Annotated in this window: 13 protein-coding genes; 3 read left to right on the top strand and 10 right to left on the bottom strand. The window is 57.2% G+C overall.

Going from position 1 to position 14,773, the window contains the following annotated elements:
* Positions 1-175: 175 nt before the first annotated feature.
* Positions 176-1,765 (top strand): diguanylate cyclase, encoded by a 1,590-nt coding sequence (locus tag ACFPDR_RS00780; protein ID WP_257112637.1) that lies wholly within the window; start codon positions 176-178, stop codon positions 1,763-1,765.
* On the opposite strand, the gene ACFPDR_RS00775 is transcribed toward ACFPDR_RS00780, so the two are convergent.
* From ACFPDR_RS00775 to ACFPDR_RS00750, 6 genes are all read right to left on the bottom strand, one after another.
* Entirely contained in the window at positions 1,762-2,610 is an 849-nt protein-coding gene (locus tag ACFPDR_RS00775) for a putative RNA methyltransferase (protein ID WP_254002409.1), read from the bottom strand. The genes ACFPDR_RS00780 and ACFPDR_RS00775 overlap by 4 nt on opposite strands.
* A gap of 80 nt (positions 2,611-2,690) precedes the next feature.
* The gene (gene hutG, locus ACFPDR_RS00770; protein WP_009456846.1) at positions 2,691-3,494 is read right to left on the bottom strand and encodes an N-formylglutamate deformylase; all 804 of its coding nucleotides are present in this window, start codon (positions 3,492-3,494) and stop codon (positions 2,691-2,693) included.
* Positions 3,495-3,523: 29 nt separating this feature from the next.
* Complete coding sequence (locus ACFPDR_RS00765; protein WP_026483610.1) at positions 3,524-4,348, bottom strand: carbon-nitrogen hydrolase family protein; 825 nt, start codon at positions 4,346-4,348, stop codon at positions 3,524-3,526.
* A 22-nt stretch (positions 4,349-4,370) separates the two neighbouring features.
* Complete coding sequence (locus tag ACFPDR_RS00760) at positions 4,371-5,216, bottom strand: serine hydrolase (protein WP_035269792.1); 846 nt, start codon at positions 5,214-5,216, stop codon at positions 4,371-4,373.
* Between the two features lie 19 nt (positions 5,217-5,235).
* Positions 5,236-6,648 carry a hypothetical protein gene (locus ACFPDR_RS00755; protein ID WP_035269790.1) on the bottom strand — a complete coding sequence of 471 codons (1,413 nt, stop codon included), beginning with the start codon at positions 6,646-6,648 and terminating at the stop codon, positions 5,236-5,238.
* A 121-nt stretch (positions 6,649-6,769) separates the two neighbouring features.
* Positions 6,770-8,254, bottom strand: a complete 1,485-nt coding sequence (locus ACFPDR_RS00750) for an N-acyl-D-amino-acid deacylase family protein (protein ID WP_035269787.1) — start codon at positions 8,252-8,254, stop codon at positions 6,770-6,772.
* A gap of 106 nt (positions 8,255-8,360) precedes the next feature.
* On the opposite strand from ACFPDR_RS00750, the gene ACFPDR_RS00745 reads away from it, so the two are divergent.
* Positions 8,361-9,305, top strand: coding sequence for a LysR family transcriptional regulator (locus tag ACFPDR_RS00745; protein ID WP_035269784.1), 945 nt, complete (start codon positions 8,361-8,363; stop codon positions 9,303-9,305).
* A 254-nt stretch (positions 9,306-9,559) separates the two neighbouring features.
* Complete coding sequence (gene proP / locus ACFPDR_RS00740) at positions 9,560-11,092, top strand: glycine betaine/L-proline transporter ProP (RefSeq protein WP_022983652.1); 1,533 nt, start codon at positions 9,560-9,562, stop codon at positions 11,090-11,092.
* Between the two features lie 200 nt (positions 11,093-11,292).
* Here the strand turns inward: proP and fabG are convergent, their stop codons facing one another.
* From fabG to ACFPDR_RS00720, 4 genes are all read right to left on the bottom strand, one after another.
* A complete protein-coding gene (fabG, locus tag ACFPDR_RS00735; RefSeq protein WP_009456856.1) occupies positions 11,293-12,033 on the bottom strand; it encodes a 3-oxoacyl-ACP reductase FabG in 741 nt (246 codons plus the stop codon).
* A gap of 312 nt (positions 12,034-12,345) precedes the next feature.
* Positions 12,346-13,287, bottom strand: a complete 942-nt coding sequence (locus ACFPDR_RS00730) for a pirin family protein (protein WP_376910190.1) — start codon at positions 13,285-13,287, stop codon at positions 12,346-12,348.
* Positions 13,288-13,378: 91 nt separating this feature from the next.
* A complete protein-coding gene (gene ycaC, locus ACFPDR_RS00725; protein ID WP_376910189.1) occupies positions 13,379-14,005 on the bottom strand; it encodes an isochorismate family cysteine hydrolase YcaC in 627 nt (208 codons plus the stop codon).
* A gap of 74 nt (positions 14,006-14,079) precedes the next feature.
* The gene (locus ACFPDR_RS00720) at positions 14,080-14,766 is read right to left on the bottom strand and encodes a hydrolase (RefSeq protein WP_376911053.1); all 687 of its coding nucleotides are present in this window, start codon (positions 14,764-14,766) and stop codon (positions 14,080-14,082) included.
* Positions 14,767-14,773: the final 7 nt, after the last annotated feature.

Raw genomic sequence — 14,773 nt, 5'->3', positions numbered from 1 at the left:
TCCACATCTTACACTCTGGCGTAATCCCCTGCCCTGCGCGACGTCCTTCCTGTGGCCTTAGGTCACACCTCCTCAAACTCGGAAACATTCTTTACGTATAATGTTTTAGGCGTCTTACGCCCGTCTGTTCGGCCTCCCCCGCCCCTCCCTTTACTTCGAGCGTTCGCCCATCCTCATGTTTTTTGTTGATCTGCGCCGGCTGATTCTCTTGCTGGCTACTGCCAGCAGTCTGCTGACCATGGGCTACACCTTGTATGGAGCCTATTCAGCGGAGCGTTCCTTGCTGATCGAGCAAGCTCTGGAAAAGAACCGCGCCTACGCGCTGAAACTGGCCAGCAGCACCGATGCCTTCATCGCCAATTTGCAACAGCAACTTCGTTATAGCGCCAACGAACTCTCCCGTTCCCTGAATCAGGGCAACGAGCCCATGCTACGTGACGAAGTCAGACGCCTGAAAGAACAAAACAACAGCTTTAACTCGGTTTTGATTCTGAATACCGAGGGCCGGGTTCTGGCCAATGCTCCCCAACAGCTCAACCTGCTTGGCACGACACTGCGGGGGGAAGGCACGCAACTGGCACTGAAAACCAGGAAACCCGTGGTCAGCCCACCCTATCTGTCCGCCACCGGGCGCTTGCTGATCTTCCTGTCGCACCCGATTTTTGATGCAGAAGGCAATTACAAAGGCCTGGTAGGTGGTTCCATCTACCTGCACGAGCCCAATAGCCTGAACGCCTTGCTGGGCGAGCACTTTTACCGTGATGGTTCTTACATTTATGTAGTTGACCAGCACAAACGGCTGATTTTTCACCGTGACGTCGCCCGGATTGGCGAAGTCATACACGGCAACCCGGCCATTGACGCTGTCAGCCAGGGCGAGAGTGACGCTCTGTCCCTGCGCAACGTGAAGGGCGTAGACATGCTGGCCGGTTTCGCGCCCAGCAACGATGTGAAATGGGGAGTCGTGGTGCAAAGCCCCACCAAAGTGGTGCTGGATGAATTAACGGTCCTGCTGGGCAAAGTACTGCGCAATTCCATCCCCTTTTTCCTGGCCGTGCAGATCCTGATCTGGATGTTGGCCATGCTGATCGCCAAACCCTTGCGACAACTGGCTCGTCAGGCTCCGCATCTGGATTCAGCCAAGGCCAGCTCGCGCATCGAACAAGTTCATGCCTGGTATTTTGAGTCCCGCCAGATCAAGCTGGCCATGTTGCTGGGCTTGAAACGTGTTAATCGCAAAATGGGCGTCATGGATGTGGAGCGCAATACCGACCCGCTGACCGGCCTGAACAACCGCCGGGGCATGGCTGTTGTGCTACAGCAATGGAAGGAAACGGACACGCCCTTTTCCGTGCTGACGGTGGATATCGACCACTTCAAGCGCGTGAACGACACCTACGGGCACGATGTGGGCGATCTGGTGCTGAGCTTTCTGGCCGACACCATGCGGGCCTGCACCCGCGATACGGACCTGATCTGTCGGGTCGGGGGTGAAGAGTTCTGTATTTTTCTGCCCGATCAGGATGTAGACCAGGCCGTGCAACTGGCCGAGCGCCTGCGCATTTTGATCAGCGAAACCAATAGCCCAACTGGCTCACCCATTACGATTTCCATTGGGTTGGCGCACTGGCCCTTGCATGCCCGAGAACACAGCACAGTGTTGAAACTGGCGGACGAAGCGCTTTACAAGGCCAAGCGCAATGGACGCAACCGCGTAGAAATTTGCGATCCGGCCACCAGCGACGCTCAGAGCAGATCAGCTTAAAGACGGCGCAAGACCTTGATACGCACATCCACCTGAAGATCCAGGCTCGTCAATTGACGAGCCTGCTCCAGCCCTTGCGCGCTGGCTCGGAACAAATGTGGCGTCATCAAGAGCAGATCGGCAATTTTCTCTTGTGAATCAAGGCTGATCTGACAACGAACACGTTCAACAGCTTCCAGACTGAAACCGACCGGGGACTGCGGAGTCTCGTCCTTGTCGGCTTTCAAGGTCGGATAAATAATGCGGCGCAGCTCCAGCAAATGGTCTGGGCCCGCTTCAACCTGCACCCAGATACCGCCCGGCTTCAGCGCACGCAAGAACTCCTCGGGCACGGCAAAACCAAACATGCACAGCAAGGCATCCAAAGCACCATCTGGCACGGGCAATTGTGCATTGCTACCCACCAGCCAACGTATGTCCGAGGAACTACGCGCCGCCGCCATGACAGCCCACTTGGAAATATCCAGACCAATCAGGGCCAACTGCCCTTCCTGATCCTGCTGACGCAAATAACGCGGGTAATAGCCTTCGCCACAGCCCGCATCCAGGCAGGCATAAGGCGCCTCCCCTTCCAGGCCATCCATCAAGGCACGCCACACGCCAGCGGCGATAGGCTCGTACACCCCGGACTCCAGATAACGACGCCGCGCCGCCACCATTTCCTTGCTGTCGCCCGGATCGCGTGAACGCTTGTTTTGTACAGGAAGCAGATTGATATAGCCCTGGCTGGCCGTATCGAAACAATGGCCCGAGGGGCAGCGCCAGCTGGGAGCCTCAAACGAGAGCGGCAAGCCGTCCAAAGGACAGCACAGTTTCTCGAACAGGGGCGGGGAAAGGTCAGACATGAATGAATCGCTCTACGGCCACCGTGGCCAAGGCGATAGTGTAGCGCCCCGGCCTGTCTGTGCCGGGGCTCAGGATGAATTTACGACTCGGTCGCAAAAGCCAGCGCGTCGCGCAGCAAGGCCTCGATCAGGGGCTGGATGTTGCGAGCCGCCTCTTCCTTGTATTCAAAGGGCCACTGCTCTTCCATATAGCAGCACTGTGCCATTTCCAGCTGCACAGCATGGATGTTCTGCTCGGGACGTCCGTAGTGGCGGGTAATGTAACCACCTTTGAAACGACCATTCAACACGCTGCTGTAATCTTTGTTGGCCGAGGCGGTTTTCATCAGACGTTCGCTCAAGGCTGGATCGCAACTCTGACCATTGGCGGTCCCGAAATTCAGATCCGGCAGACGGCCTTCAAAAAAGCGCGGCACGACCGAACGAATCGAATGCGCATCCCACAGGACCACACGGCCATGCAGGGCCAGCAAACGCGTCAGCTCTTCTTCCAGTTTCTGGTGATACGGCAGCCAGATGGTCTCGCGACGCTGGGCAACCTCACGCTCGTCCGGTTCCTGGCCAGGCTGGTAAATGGGTTCATCGCCAAACGTGTCCACGGGACACAGGCTGGTGACGCTTTGACCGGGATACAGGCTGGCATTGTCCGGCGGACGGTTCTGATCCACCACAAAACGCGAATACGTCGCCACCAACACGGACGCACCCAATTTCTGGGCACATTCATACAAGCGGGGAATATGCCAATCCGTATCCGGCACCTGACGCGCTGACTCCGTAAAACGCGCCAGCAAGTCCGACGGCACGTAGGTGCCCGAATGGGGCATGGAAATCAACAAGGGGGCAGTGCCCGGATAAAACTCAAAGGCAGCAGGTACGGTCATGGCAGACTCCAGTCTGTTTCAGCACACAATCAAGAAGGAATAGGATACAGATCACCCCGGCGGTGCTGCCAGGCCGGAAGTGATTCACGCATGCGCTGCACGCGAGCGGGGTCCAGATCGGCGCAGATATAGCCTGGATGATCAGGCATACAGGCCAATACGGTGCCCCAAGGGTCAATAATCATGCTGCGACCCAAGCACGGCATGGCAGGACCGGGACCGCCGATCTGCGCGGCGGCCAGCACGTAACACTGATTTTCAATGGCTCGGGCGCGCAACAGCACTTCCCAGTGGTCACGGCCGGTATGCACATTAAAGGCGGCGGGCACTACCAGCACATTCGCGCCACGGGCACGCAAGGTACGGAACAGCTCGGCAAAGCGCATGTCGTAGCAAATGCTCAGGCCCAGATTCAGATCCCCGACCTGCACATTTTGCAGATGCTGGCCGTGGCAGAAATCGTCGGACTCGCGGTATTCCAGACCGTTCACCACCGCATCGTACAAATGCACTTTGCGGTATTGCGCCACGATTTCACCCTCTGGTGAAAACGTCACGCTCGTGTTGCCCAGGCGATGATCATCAGGACGGCGCTCGTGCATGGAACCCAGATGAATCCAGGCACCGGTGCGGCGCGCCAGGCTGGCCATGTGATCCGTCACCAGACCCGGAATGGGCGTGGCATTTTGCTGCAACCATTCCGTATCACCACGTACATCGCTGTACTCGGGAGTCACAATCAGTTGTGCGCCGTCTTTGGCAGCGGCCAGCACCCAATGTTCCAGCTGGTCCAGATTGGTTTGGCGGTCGCGGCCGCTATCCAATTGAACCAGGGCAACACGTGTCGTAGACATACTTTTATCCTTTCGGACCGGCTCAATACTGCAGGGCGCGGGCCGTTTCCAAGGCCAGACGGGACAAGACACCCGCTCCCTGGCCACCGTATAAAGAGGTGCTGGTGCGGCCATCGGTAAAGCCATCGGCCATCACAGCCAGCACCACACTGCGTTCGCCCATCGTCAAGATACCGGCATCGTGACGCAAGCCGGGCAAGGAGCCGGTCTTGTGCGCCAGTTGGGCGATAGAAGGCAAAATTGCCGCAAAGTGACCTCGTTCGCGCTGATCCGCCAGCATGTCCAGCCCCTGCTGACGCAGGTTTTCCGGCAGGGCAGGCGAATGCAATAGATACAGCAAGGTCGAGCAGGCATCCTGAACAGTCGTCCAGTTGTCTTTACCGGCCTCGCGCGCCTTCATGTCCATCATGTGGCGCTGCAAATCCGTGTGCTTCAAGCCGGCCTGTGCGCTCCAGGCGTTGATGTTATCCATGCCCAGCAAATCGATCAGGGCATTGGTGGCGACGTTATCGCTCAGGATAATCATTAAAAGAGCCAACTCGCGCAGGCTCAGGCTGGGCACGCCGGGCAGCTGACTCAAAATGCCGGTGCCAGGGGTACGGTCGCCCTCGGGCAGAGGGTAAACCGTATCGAGCGACAGCTTGCCCTGTGCCACCTGTTCCAGCAGGCACAGGAGCATGGGCGTTTTGATCAGGCTGGCCGAGGGCATGACGCGCTGCGCCTGCCACTCGAACAAGGAGGTACCGTCGGTAGCGTAGACCGCCATCGAAATACGGGCGGACTCCTGGGTCAGCAAAGGCTCCAGTCGTTCCTGCAGGCGCTCCCGAACCAGTGGCGCATCCAGCAACTCGCTTCCTAAGGTAAACATACAAACACTCCTTCAATACTTAGACCAGAATCAGGAACAGGCCGACGAACATCAACAAGTTGACCGCCATGACCGCCCAGCCGTTATACAACATGTACTTGAGCTGAGTGGAACGCGCCAGGCCCATCTGGCCGAACATATCTGAAGAAGGGAAAGGACCAAACCAGTCAATCTGCGAACTGCCCAGAATCACGGCGGCAGTGGCTGCGGGGCCCACACCGGCGGCCGCCAGCACAGGACCAAAGATCTTGGCGGTGAAAGTCATCTGCGCCACGGCAGCACCCGGAATGTGACCGACCACGTTAAAGGCCACAATCAACATGCACAGCACGGCGCCACTAATACCGACCAGATAGGGCTGCACCGAATCCAGCAAGGCGTGATAGGCGTTCAACTGATCCACCAGCACCAGCACCGGGTTGAACAGCCAGAACAGGAAGAAAATCCAGATCAGCTTGCCCGCACCGGCATACATGGCCTGCAGAATTTCACGTGGGTTCATGCCACCGGCCAGACCGGTGGTGGCACCCAGGGACACCATCACAATAATGGCGTAAGCAAAGCCAGCTTTGGAGGCAATACCCACTGCAGCCAGACCCACGATGGTGATGCAGAAAGCCCAGGCAGCACGCACGGCCTTGGGGGAGGCCTTGGCATTCACGTCAAAAGCAGCCTGACCTTGCGAGGCTTCTTCGTACTGGAAATGATCCTTGGTCATCTTCTGAATACGACCGGACATGAACCAGCCCGTCAGCAAGGTAGCAGCAGCCATGGGCAGACCGGCAACCAGCAGGTAATCGGTGTAGCTCAAACCGGTCAGACCCGTCACGGTCACCACGTTAGGGGTGAATGGGCCCAGCACCAGACCGGCGGAACCGGCGCTTTGGAACAAGGCAGCCACAGCAGGAGGGGACAGACGCACGGCCGCAGCAATTGGAATCACCACCGCAGCAATAATGGCGTTACCGCCAGCCAGCGTACCCAGAGCGCCACAGATCAAGGTGGAGGCCACCATGATGCCCAGACGCACACGCACCGGATTGGACAAGCCAATACGCTTCACAATGGCTCGCACCAATTGCTCGGCGGCACCCGTACGGGCAGCCACTTCACCCACCCCGGCGCCCAGCACAATAATCAAACCCACCACGGCAATGAACGAGCCCAGGGACTCGGCCAGCAGTTTGCCCATGGCAATGGGCGTGGTACTGGTCATGATGGCGCCCAATACAATCGCACCAATCGTGGCCAGAACAATATCCACACCCAACAAGGCGATAAGCGCAAACACCACTACCGGCGTCAAGCCCCACAGGGAGCTTTCACCCGGCATGTAAAAGTGGGTGTACAAGGCAATCGCCATGCCAATTAAAAACACCACCATGGCAGCATTGCGCTTGCCCGTTGGCATTTGTTGCTGAATGACACTCATGTCGTCTCCTTAACGATCCTTCCTGGCCAGTTTTCAAAAACCGGCCTGCATGTGATGCAATCGCCCTGCCCTGGTTGACCGCCCCAGATCACAGCGACTGTTTTCTTGTCCGACGCGCCGCTTATAGCGGGATAATCGGCGCATCCAGGCTTTGTGCCTGAGCGGCAAAGGCGCGATCAAGCACCTGGCCGGGCCGCTGCTCCGGGGCAACAGGGTGAACCTGTACGCCATTCACAAACACGGTCTGCACACCTTGAGACGGTAAGGTGGGCTCTTCCCAGGTGGCGCAATCTTGCACCGTTTCGGGATTAAACACCACCAGATCCGCCCAGGCGCCGACTTGCAACACGCCGCGGTTTTCAAGCCCGAAGACCGAGGCAGGCATGGCTGTCATTTTGGCAACCGCCTGCTCCAGGGACATCAGGCCATCTTCGCGTACGTACCGCCCTAAAATGCGCGTGAAACTACCCCACAAACGAGGGTGGGGATGCGCATCCGCAGGCAATCCGTCCGAGCCCACCATGCAACATGGGTGGCTGAAAATGCGCTGGACTTCTTTCTCGTCCATCGCAAAATAAATCGCGCCAGCAGGCAGCAAACGCCGTGCGGCAGTTTCCCGGTCGCAGCCCCACTGCTCGGCAATCTCGGCCAGATACAGGCCATTGCACTCGGGGTGAGGCTCGGACCAGGTAATACGAATCTGGTCTATGGTGTGGGCGCGCTCGGGGATCAGGATCGTGGAGCTGCCCGAATAGGGATAAATATCCAGGGTGGCCTGAACGCCATCGGCGCGGGCCCGATCAATATTGGCCAAGGTATGGCTGCTGCGGCCCCAGTTGGCCGGCATCATGCACTTGTGGTGCGACACCAGGGTGGCGCACTGCGTCTGGCGGCCTACCGCCAGCACTTCTTCTACCGACTCCTGCACCGTATCGCCTTCATTGCGAATATGACTGGTGTGCAAAGAGCCTTTGGAAGCGGCAACACGGGCCAGACCTTCCAGTTCGGCCGGCTCGGCCATGCAGCCGGGCTCGTAAGCCAGGCCGGTGCTAAAGCCCACGGCGCCTTCTTCCAAGGCCTTGGCCAGCAAGGCTTCCATGGCCTTTTGTTCGTCGGCATTCGGCTGGGACAAGGGGTCCTGCATCACGGCCATGCGCAGATTCGCGTGACCGACCAAAGCCGCCACGTTGATCATGGGCTTGAGCTTGCGCACGGCTTGCACGTACTGCGCCATGTCTTCAAACAAGGGAGAATCGCCCAGCAAGGCCAAAGCCGCTGCCGAGTTACCGGGCAAAGGAGCCGGGAAAGCGCTGACGCCACAATTGCCGACCACAACCGTCGTAATGCCCTGGCTGGTTTTCCAGTCCAGAACAGGCCGCTCGATGAACATCAAATCATCATGGCCGTGAGTATCGATAAACCCGGGAGCCACCACATGGCCGCTGGCGTCCACCGATTGATCGGCGTGCCAGGCGCTCAAGTCGCCCACGGCGACAATCCGTCCTTCTCGAATACCCACATCACCACGCCAACGCGGGGTGGCCAAGCCATCAATAATCCAGCCATTGCTGATCTTGACGTCCAGCCTGCGGTCGTCTGTCTGCATCTACGTCTCCACTAACCCTCCCACAAATAGGGGAGTTGACCGCATTATCCAAAGGTATTATTAATATGAAAAATTGTTTAAGTTAATTGATTAATCAGAAAATGATATGGACAGACTTCCCAAGCACATCACGCTCAAGCACTTGAACGCGTTTGTCGCCGTGGCCCAGGAGGCCAGTTTCACCCATGCCGCGCGTCGTCTTTTTCAAACACAATCCTCGGTCACGGGCCTGATCCAGCAGTTGGAAGTTGCCCTGAATACCACCTTGTTCAACCGCACCAGTCGGCGTGTATCCCTGACGCCTATTGGTCAGGAGTTCCTGCCGCGCATCACCCGCCTGCTGGCAGATTTTGATGGCGCCATCAGCGATGTCATGCGTTATGGGGAATTGAAAAGCGGGCGGGTCAGTGTGGCCGCAGCGCCGTCGGCCATTACGGATTTGATAGCACCGGCAGCCGCCAATTTCTCCCAGCAGCATCCGGCGGTCCGTCTGTATTTACGGGATGACAACTCGGGACGCATTCAACGCCAGATCGTGGCCGGGGAGATCGACTTTGGTCTGACCAGTCCCTGGGCGGATGTCCAAGGGTTGGACAGTCAACCCTTGCTGGAAGACCAGTTTGGCGTGCTCTATCGCAGCGACGACAAGCTGATCAAACCGGATGCCAACAACACGGTCAGCTGGTCTGCTCTGGACGAACGCAAACTGGTCGGCGTCGTAGACGAAACCGGGATCATGGCGGTGCTGCAGTCCCGTCCGGACCTGCCCATCGAAACCTCGGCCCCGTTTTACGAAGCCTCCAGCACCACCTCGCAAGCAGCGCTGGTGCAAAGTGGTCTGGCCATTGCCCTGCTGCCCGCCTTGGCTGCACAACGGGTCTTGATGCCCGGTCTGAGCTTCTCCTTGCTGCAGGCCCCCACGCTGGTCCGTACCTTGTGTCTGATGTTTCACCAAGAACATGACTTGACGCCCGCGGCGGCGGCATTGGTCGATGAGGTGCGAGCCTACGTGAAAAAAGCTCCTTTACCGCCTGGATGCCGCGCTCTGTAAGCATGTGCAAATATGGTGGGAGACAGGCTTGGGCTCAGTAACAATAAGGACGGCAAGTCGCGTCCCGTTTTTCTCGCGACTTGGCCCTGACTGCTCGACCCTTTCCCTTCGATAGACGAACAGCAAAGCCGGACGTAGAATCGCCTTCAAGCCTCGCCTGATCAGAATGCCGTCATGCCAGTGCTTCTTCTCTGGTATCGATCGCACACAGGGCGACCCTGCAGGTCATTGTCCTGCTCTCCAGGAGAAGCCATATGACGCAGTCCTCCGCGGCATCCAGCAACGCCAAGCCGCTTCACATTGACGACATTACCGTCGTAGACAACAGCAAACTTAAAAAAGCCGTAACCGCCGCTGCCTTGGGCAACGCCATGGAATGGTTTGACTTTGGCGTTTACGGCTTTGTGGCCGCCACCTTGGGTAAAGTCTTTTTCCCCGATGCCTCTCCCGCAGTACAAACCATCGCCGCCCTGGGTACCTTCTCGGTGCCCTTTTTGGTGCGGCCTCTGGGCGGAGTGTTCTTCGGGTTGATGGGGGACAAGTTCGGACGTCAGAAAGTGCTTTCCCTGACCATCATCATCATGGCCATCAGCACCTTCCTGATCGGCCTGATCCCCTCTTATCTATCCATCGGCATCTGGGCACCCATTTTGCTGCTGCTGTGCAAGCTGGCCCAAGGCTTTTCCGTAGGCGGTGAATACACTGGCGCGGCAGTTTTTGTGGCCGAATACGCGCCCGACCGGCAGCGCGGGTTCCTGGGTAGCTGGCTGGACTTTGGCTCTATCGCGGGCTTTGTTCTGGGCGCCGGTTTGGTCGTGCTGCTGCAAACGTCCCTGACCGAAGAGACCTTCCAGGATTGGGGCTGGCGCATTCCTTTCCTGATTGCCGGTCCACTGGGTATTTTGGGCTTGTACCTGCGCCATGCCGCTGAAGAGACTCCCGCCTTTACCGAGCAACTGGAAAAGATGGAGAAAGAAGACCGCGCCGCCCTGACAGAGCGCCCCACGGTTTCCTTTGGCGAGATCTTCTCCAAGTACCGCAAAGCCCTGCTAATTTGTATTGGCATGGTGCTGGTTACCAACATCACCTATTACATGTTGCTGACCTATATGCCTACCTATCTGTCCAGCAGCCTGGGCTATGCCGAAGAACATGGTGTCTTCATTATTGTGGTGGTGATGATAGGGATGCTGTTCGTGCAACCGGTGGTGGGTTTTGTCAGCGATAAGATAGGTCGCAAACCCTTTCTGATGGCCGGTAGTCTGGGCCTGCTGATCTTTGCGATTCCCGCCTTTCACTTTATTGGTAGCGACAGCAATGTGCAGATCTTCCTGGGGCTGCTGATTCTGGCCGTTTTACTGAACTGCCTGACCGGGGTCATGGCCTCTACCCTGCCCGCCCTGTTCCCGACCCGGCTACGTTACAGTGCCTTGGCCGCCTCCTTTAACATCGCCATTATTGTGGCGGGCCTGACGCCTACGGTTGCGGCCTGGCTGGTGGAGCAGACCAACAACTTGCTGGTGCCTGCCTACTATTTGATGTTTGCCAGTGTCATCGGCTTGATTACCGCCCTGTTCCTGCCCGAAACGGCGAACCGCCCCTTGCGCGGCGATACACCTACCGCCTCCAACCGCAAGGAAGCCAAGGAACTGCTGCAAGAAGCGTATGACCACATCGAACAAAGCGTGCAAGATGTGGAAGAAGCCATTGCCAAGGCCGAGGAAGAACTGGAAGCCTTGAAGCAAAAACGCCAGCGTCTGGTGGACCGCCACCCCGAGCTGGATTAATAAAACAGCCCTCTCTATATAGAGGGTAGGTGCTGTCGGATGGGGGGCCTGAAACGCCCCCTGCAACTTTCACAGCGGCAACGCCAAACCACTTGTTCCCGTAGAAAAAGCCTGAATCTGCTTTAAGTCAGATTCAGGCTTTTTTGTGGCGGCTCAGGATTCAAACAGGAATCCTCCAAGCCATCGTTCAGAACACGGTATTAAACCGTCAAACCGCCCGACACTTCCAGCGTCGTGCCATTGATGAAGCTGGCTTCATCCGAGGCCAAAAACGCATACACATTGGCGATCTCTTCAGGCTTGCCCATGCGGCGCAGCCAGCAATGATCACGAAAGCCTTGCAGCACTTTTTCGGGGATGGTTTTCAGAATGTCTGTCTCGATAAAACCGGGACAGACGGCATTGACGCGTATCCCCTTGGGGCCCAACTCCCTGGCCCAGGTTTTGGTAAAGCCTATCACCCCGAACTTGCTGGCCGCGTAATTGGTTTGACCATAATTGCCGTACAAACCCACCACGCTGGAAGCGTTCAGAATGGAACCGCTTTCCTGCTCCAGCATCACCGCGGCCACGGCCTGAGTGAAGTTGAAAACCGCTTTCAGGTTCACATCAATCACATCATCAAATTGCTGCTCGGTCATGCGCACCAGCTTGGCGTCCTTGGTGATGCCGGCATTGTTCACCAGCACATCAATGCGGCCAAACTTTTGCTTCACATCCGCCACCATGGCGTCAATCTGTGCACGGTCCGTCACATCCACGGTGTAGCCTACGGCGGTAACGCCATTACCACTTAAAGACTGCGCTGCTTGATTGACGGCATCCGCATTACGATCACACAACACCACAATCGCCCCTTCCTGAGCAAACTTCCTGGCTGTTGCCAAACCAATTCCAGCTGCCGAACCGGTGACTATGGCCACTTTATCTTTCAATCGCATTCCAGCTACCTTTTAGAAATTGTTCAACGCTGTTGTGCAAACAAAAGGGCTTGACCGCAGCCGTACAGACCTTTTCCTGTGGCCTTGCTTGCACCAGCACACTGTTTTGTACTCCGATCACAGGCAGACCGCCAGTCACGGTGGACAAACTGTACACAGATACAATGGCCCCAAAAGGGGCCATCTGAACAACGGGATAAGGGCGAAATACACATGCGCCATAGCCCTGCTCGGAAACCAGGACAGGCAGCCAGCAAACCACGGCCAGCGTCATCGCAATAGACGATCAGAACCAGCAGCCGTCACTGAAAATCAGTTGCTTTCCCATGGCAGATCCGGCGCAATCAAGGGTTCACCGTCATAGCCATGCACCACACCAAAGCGCTCATGGGCCGCACGCCAATCGCGTTGTGCCTGGCCGATGACATCCTTGTTTTCACCAACAAAATTCCACCACAGCACCAGCTCCTCGGTGTACGGTTCGCCACCCAGCACAATGACTCGGCTGCCGGCACTCAGACTCAAGCTCAACTGCGTCAGGCCACGGCCCACATAGGCCAGTTCATTGGCCTCGAACTGCTCGGACTGAATACCCAGGGTGCCTTGCACGACTAAAAAGCCATACTCAAACTCGGGGTTCAAATTCAGTCTCACTTCCCCAGCCTTGGAGCTGCTCAAATCCATCCCCACCATAGGCGAATACATTTTGCTGGGTGCCTGATGCTGTGCATAGGTACCGGCCAGCAGGGTAAAGTCGCACTCGCCCTCGCGCCAACGAGGCAAGTCAGGATGGTGGTCAAAAGCGGGTTCACAGGTGGCGTCCTTGGACGGCAAGGCAATCCAGAGCTGAACCGCATGCAGCTTGTCCTCGCCGGGCAAAGACTCCTCGGTATGGCTGATACCGCGTCCGGCTGTCATCAAGTTCACCTGACCAGGCTTGACCACTTGCACATGGCCCAGGCTGTCACGGTGCAGAACCTCGCCCTGAATCATCCAGGTAAAGGTTTGCAGGCCAATATGTGGATGAGGGCCCACACGCAGGCCGGAGCCCGACGTGAACACGGCAGGCCCTGCATGATCCAGGAAGCACCAGGCCCCCACCATGCGCCGTTGCGAGGAAGGCAGAATCCGGCTGACGGTAATGTCCCCACCCACTTGTGCGCCGCGCCCGGCAACACGTTGAACACGTTTTTCGCCGTTGATGTCTTCGGGACAATCAAAGGATGAAGAGACTTCGGAACTGTGTGTACTCATGGATCGAACTCCTGAAAACAGATCTGGGGGCTGGGTTTCAAACAGCCAAAAGCGCTGGCCACTCAAGTGACCAGCGCAGCGCCGAAGCGATTTACTTACCGGATGTGAACTTGGTGTGGCTATTGATCAAGTTGCGGTAGTCGGGGATATGGTTGGAGAACAAGGCACCCAGACCTTCCACGTCGTTACGCCAGTCGCGGTGCAGTTCGCAAGCCACGCCAAACCAGGTCATCAGTTGAGCACCGGCCGAAGACATGCGATCCCAGGCCGAGTGACGTGTCAGTTCGTTGAAAGTGCCCGACGCATCGGTGACCACAAACACATCAAAGCCTTCTTCCAAAGCCGACAGGGCCGGGAAAGCCACGCACACTTCTGTCACCACACCGGCAATGATCAGCTGCTTCTTGCCCGTTGCCTTGATGGCTTTGACGAAGTCTTGGTTATCCCAGGCGTTGATCTGGCCAGGGCGAGCGATGTAAGGCGCATCCGGGAAGGTTTCTTTCAGCTCGGGGACCAAAGGACCGTTAGGGCCTTCTTCAAAGCTGGTGGTCAGAATGGTGGGCAAGTTGAAGTACTTGGCCAGATCGGCCAGAGCCAAAACGTTGTTCTTGAACTTGTCTGGATCAATGTCACGCACCAGAGACAGCAGCCCCGTTTGGTGATCAACCAGAAGTACAGCGGCTTGGTCTTTATCAAGACGTTTGTAAGGCGTAGTCATCTCAGTCTTCCTTAACGATGATTGAAAGGGGCGGGTGCGGGACTGCACCCGGTACTGCAAGAGCGCGGCGTTGATTAACGCTGCGAATCCAGCTGTTCCTGATTCTTGAGCACGTCCTGTGCTTTGGCATAGCTTTCGATCAGCAACTGATAGGCGGGGAAAATCTTGGTGTAGACCTGGGCCCATTCCTGGGCATCAGGGCGGTTCCAGGTGCGCTGCAGTTCGGAGGCAACAGCACCCGTATCGATAGGCACCACACCGGCCTGCATCATGCGAGCCAGGGTAATTTCCTCGGCCATCTTGGAGTAGGTGCCGGAGGCATCAATCACCACAAACACCTTGTAGCCTTCAGCCACCGCACTGATCGCAGGGAAAGCCATGCACACGCTGGTAATGGTGCCGGCAATGATCAAAGTCTTGCGGCCGGTTGCCTTGACAGCGGCAACAAAGTCCTCGTTGTGCCAGGCATTGATCTCGCCCTTGCGTGCCACGTATTGGGCGTGGGGAGCATTCTGGTGAATCTCGGGAATCAGAGGACCGTTCGGGCCTTGGGGCACGGAAGCCGTGGTAATCACGGGCAGCTTGCTCAAGGTGGCGATTTTGGCCAGTGCTGTCGCATGGTCACGCAAGGTGGTCATGGGCATGTCCTTCACGGTCTGAAACAGGCCGCTTTGGTGGTCGATCAGCAGCATGACTGCATCATCGGGATCAATTACGGGAGCGGCACCATTAAAGTTGGCTACATTGCTGGGGATAGTCATCATGTTT

The sequence above is a fragment of the Alcaligenes sp. GCM10023179 genome (assembly GCF_042653705.1).
In the GTDB taxonomy this organism is placed as follows: Bacteria; Pseudomonadota; Gammaproteobacteria; order Burkholderiales; family Burkholderiaceae_B; genus Alcaligenes; species Alcaligenes phenolicus.
Note: the sequence above shows the minus strand (reverse complement) of the source record. Positions and strands in the feature narration are given on the sequence as shown.

Coding starts and splice junctions, on each gene's coding strand:
- ACFPDR_RS00780 (WP_257112637.1), top strand. CDS start 176: ATGTTTTTTGTTGATCTGCGCCGGCTGATTCTCTTGCTGGCTACTGCC.
- ACFPDR_RS00775 (WP_254002409.1), bottom strand. CDS start 2,610: ATGTCTGACCTTTCCCCGCCCCTGTTCGAGAAACTGTGCTGTCCTTTG.
- hutG (WP_009456846.1), bottom strand. CDS start 3,494: ATGACCGTACCTGCTGCCTTTGAGTTTTATCCGGGCACTGCCCCCTTG.
- ACFPDR_RS00765 (WP_026483610.1), bottom strand. CDS start 4,348: ATGTCTACGACACGTGTTGCCCTGGTTCAATTGGATAGCGGCCGCGAC.
- ACFPDR_RS00760 (WP_035269792.1), bottom strand. CDS start 5,216: ATGTTTACCTTAGGAAGCGAGTTGCTGGATGCGCCACTGGTTCGGGAG.
- ACFPDR_RS00755 (WP_035269790.1), bottom strand. CDS start 6,648: ATGAGTGTCATTCAGCAACAAATGCCAACGGGCAAGCGCAATGCTGCC.
- ACFPDR_RS00750 (WP_035269787.1), bottom strand. CDS start 8,254: ATGCAGACAGACGACCGCAGGCTGGACGTCAAGATCAGCAATGGCTGG.
- ACFPDR_RS00745 (WP_035269784.1), top strand. CDS start 8,361: ATGGACAGACTTCCCAAGCACATCACGCTCAAGCACTTGAACGCGTTT.
- proP (WP_022983652.1), top strand. CDS start 9,560: ATGACGCAGTCCTCCGCGGCATCCAGCAACGCCAAGCCGCTTCACATT.
- fabG (WP_009456856.1), bottom strand. CDS start 12,033: ATGCGATTGAAAGATAAAGTGGCCATAGTCACCGGTTCGGCAGCTGGA.
- ACFPDR_RS00730 (WP_376910190.1), bottom strand. CDS start 13,287: ATGAGTACACACAGTTCCGAAGTCTCTTCATCCTTTGATTGTCCCGAA.
- ycaC (WP_376910189.1), bottom strand. CDS start 14,005: ATGACTACGCCTTACAAACGTCTTGATAAAGACCAAGCCGCTGTACTT.
- ACFPDR_RS00720 (WP_376911053.1), bottom strand. CDS start 14,766: ATGACTATCCCCAGCAATGTAGCCAACTTTAATGGTGCCGCTCCCGTA.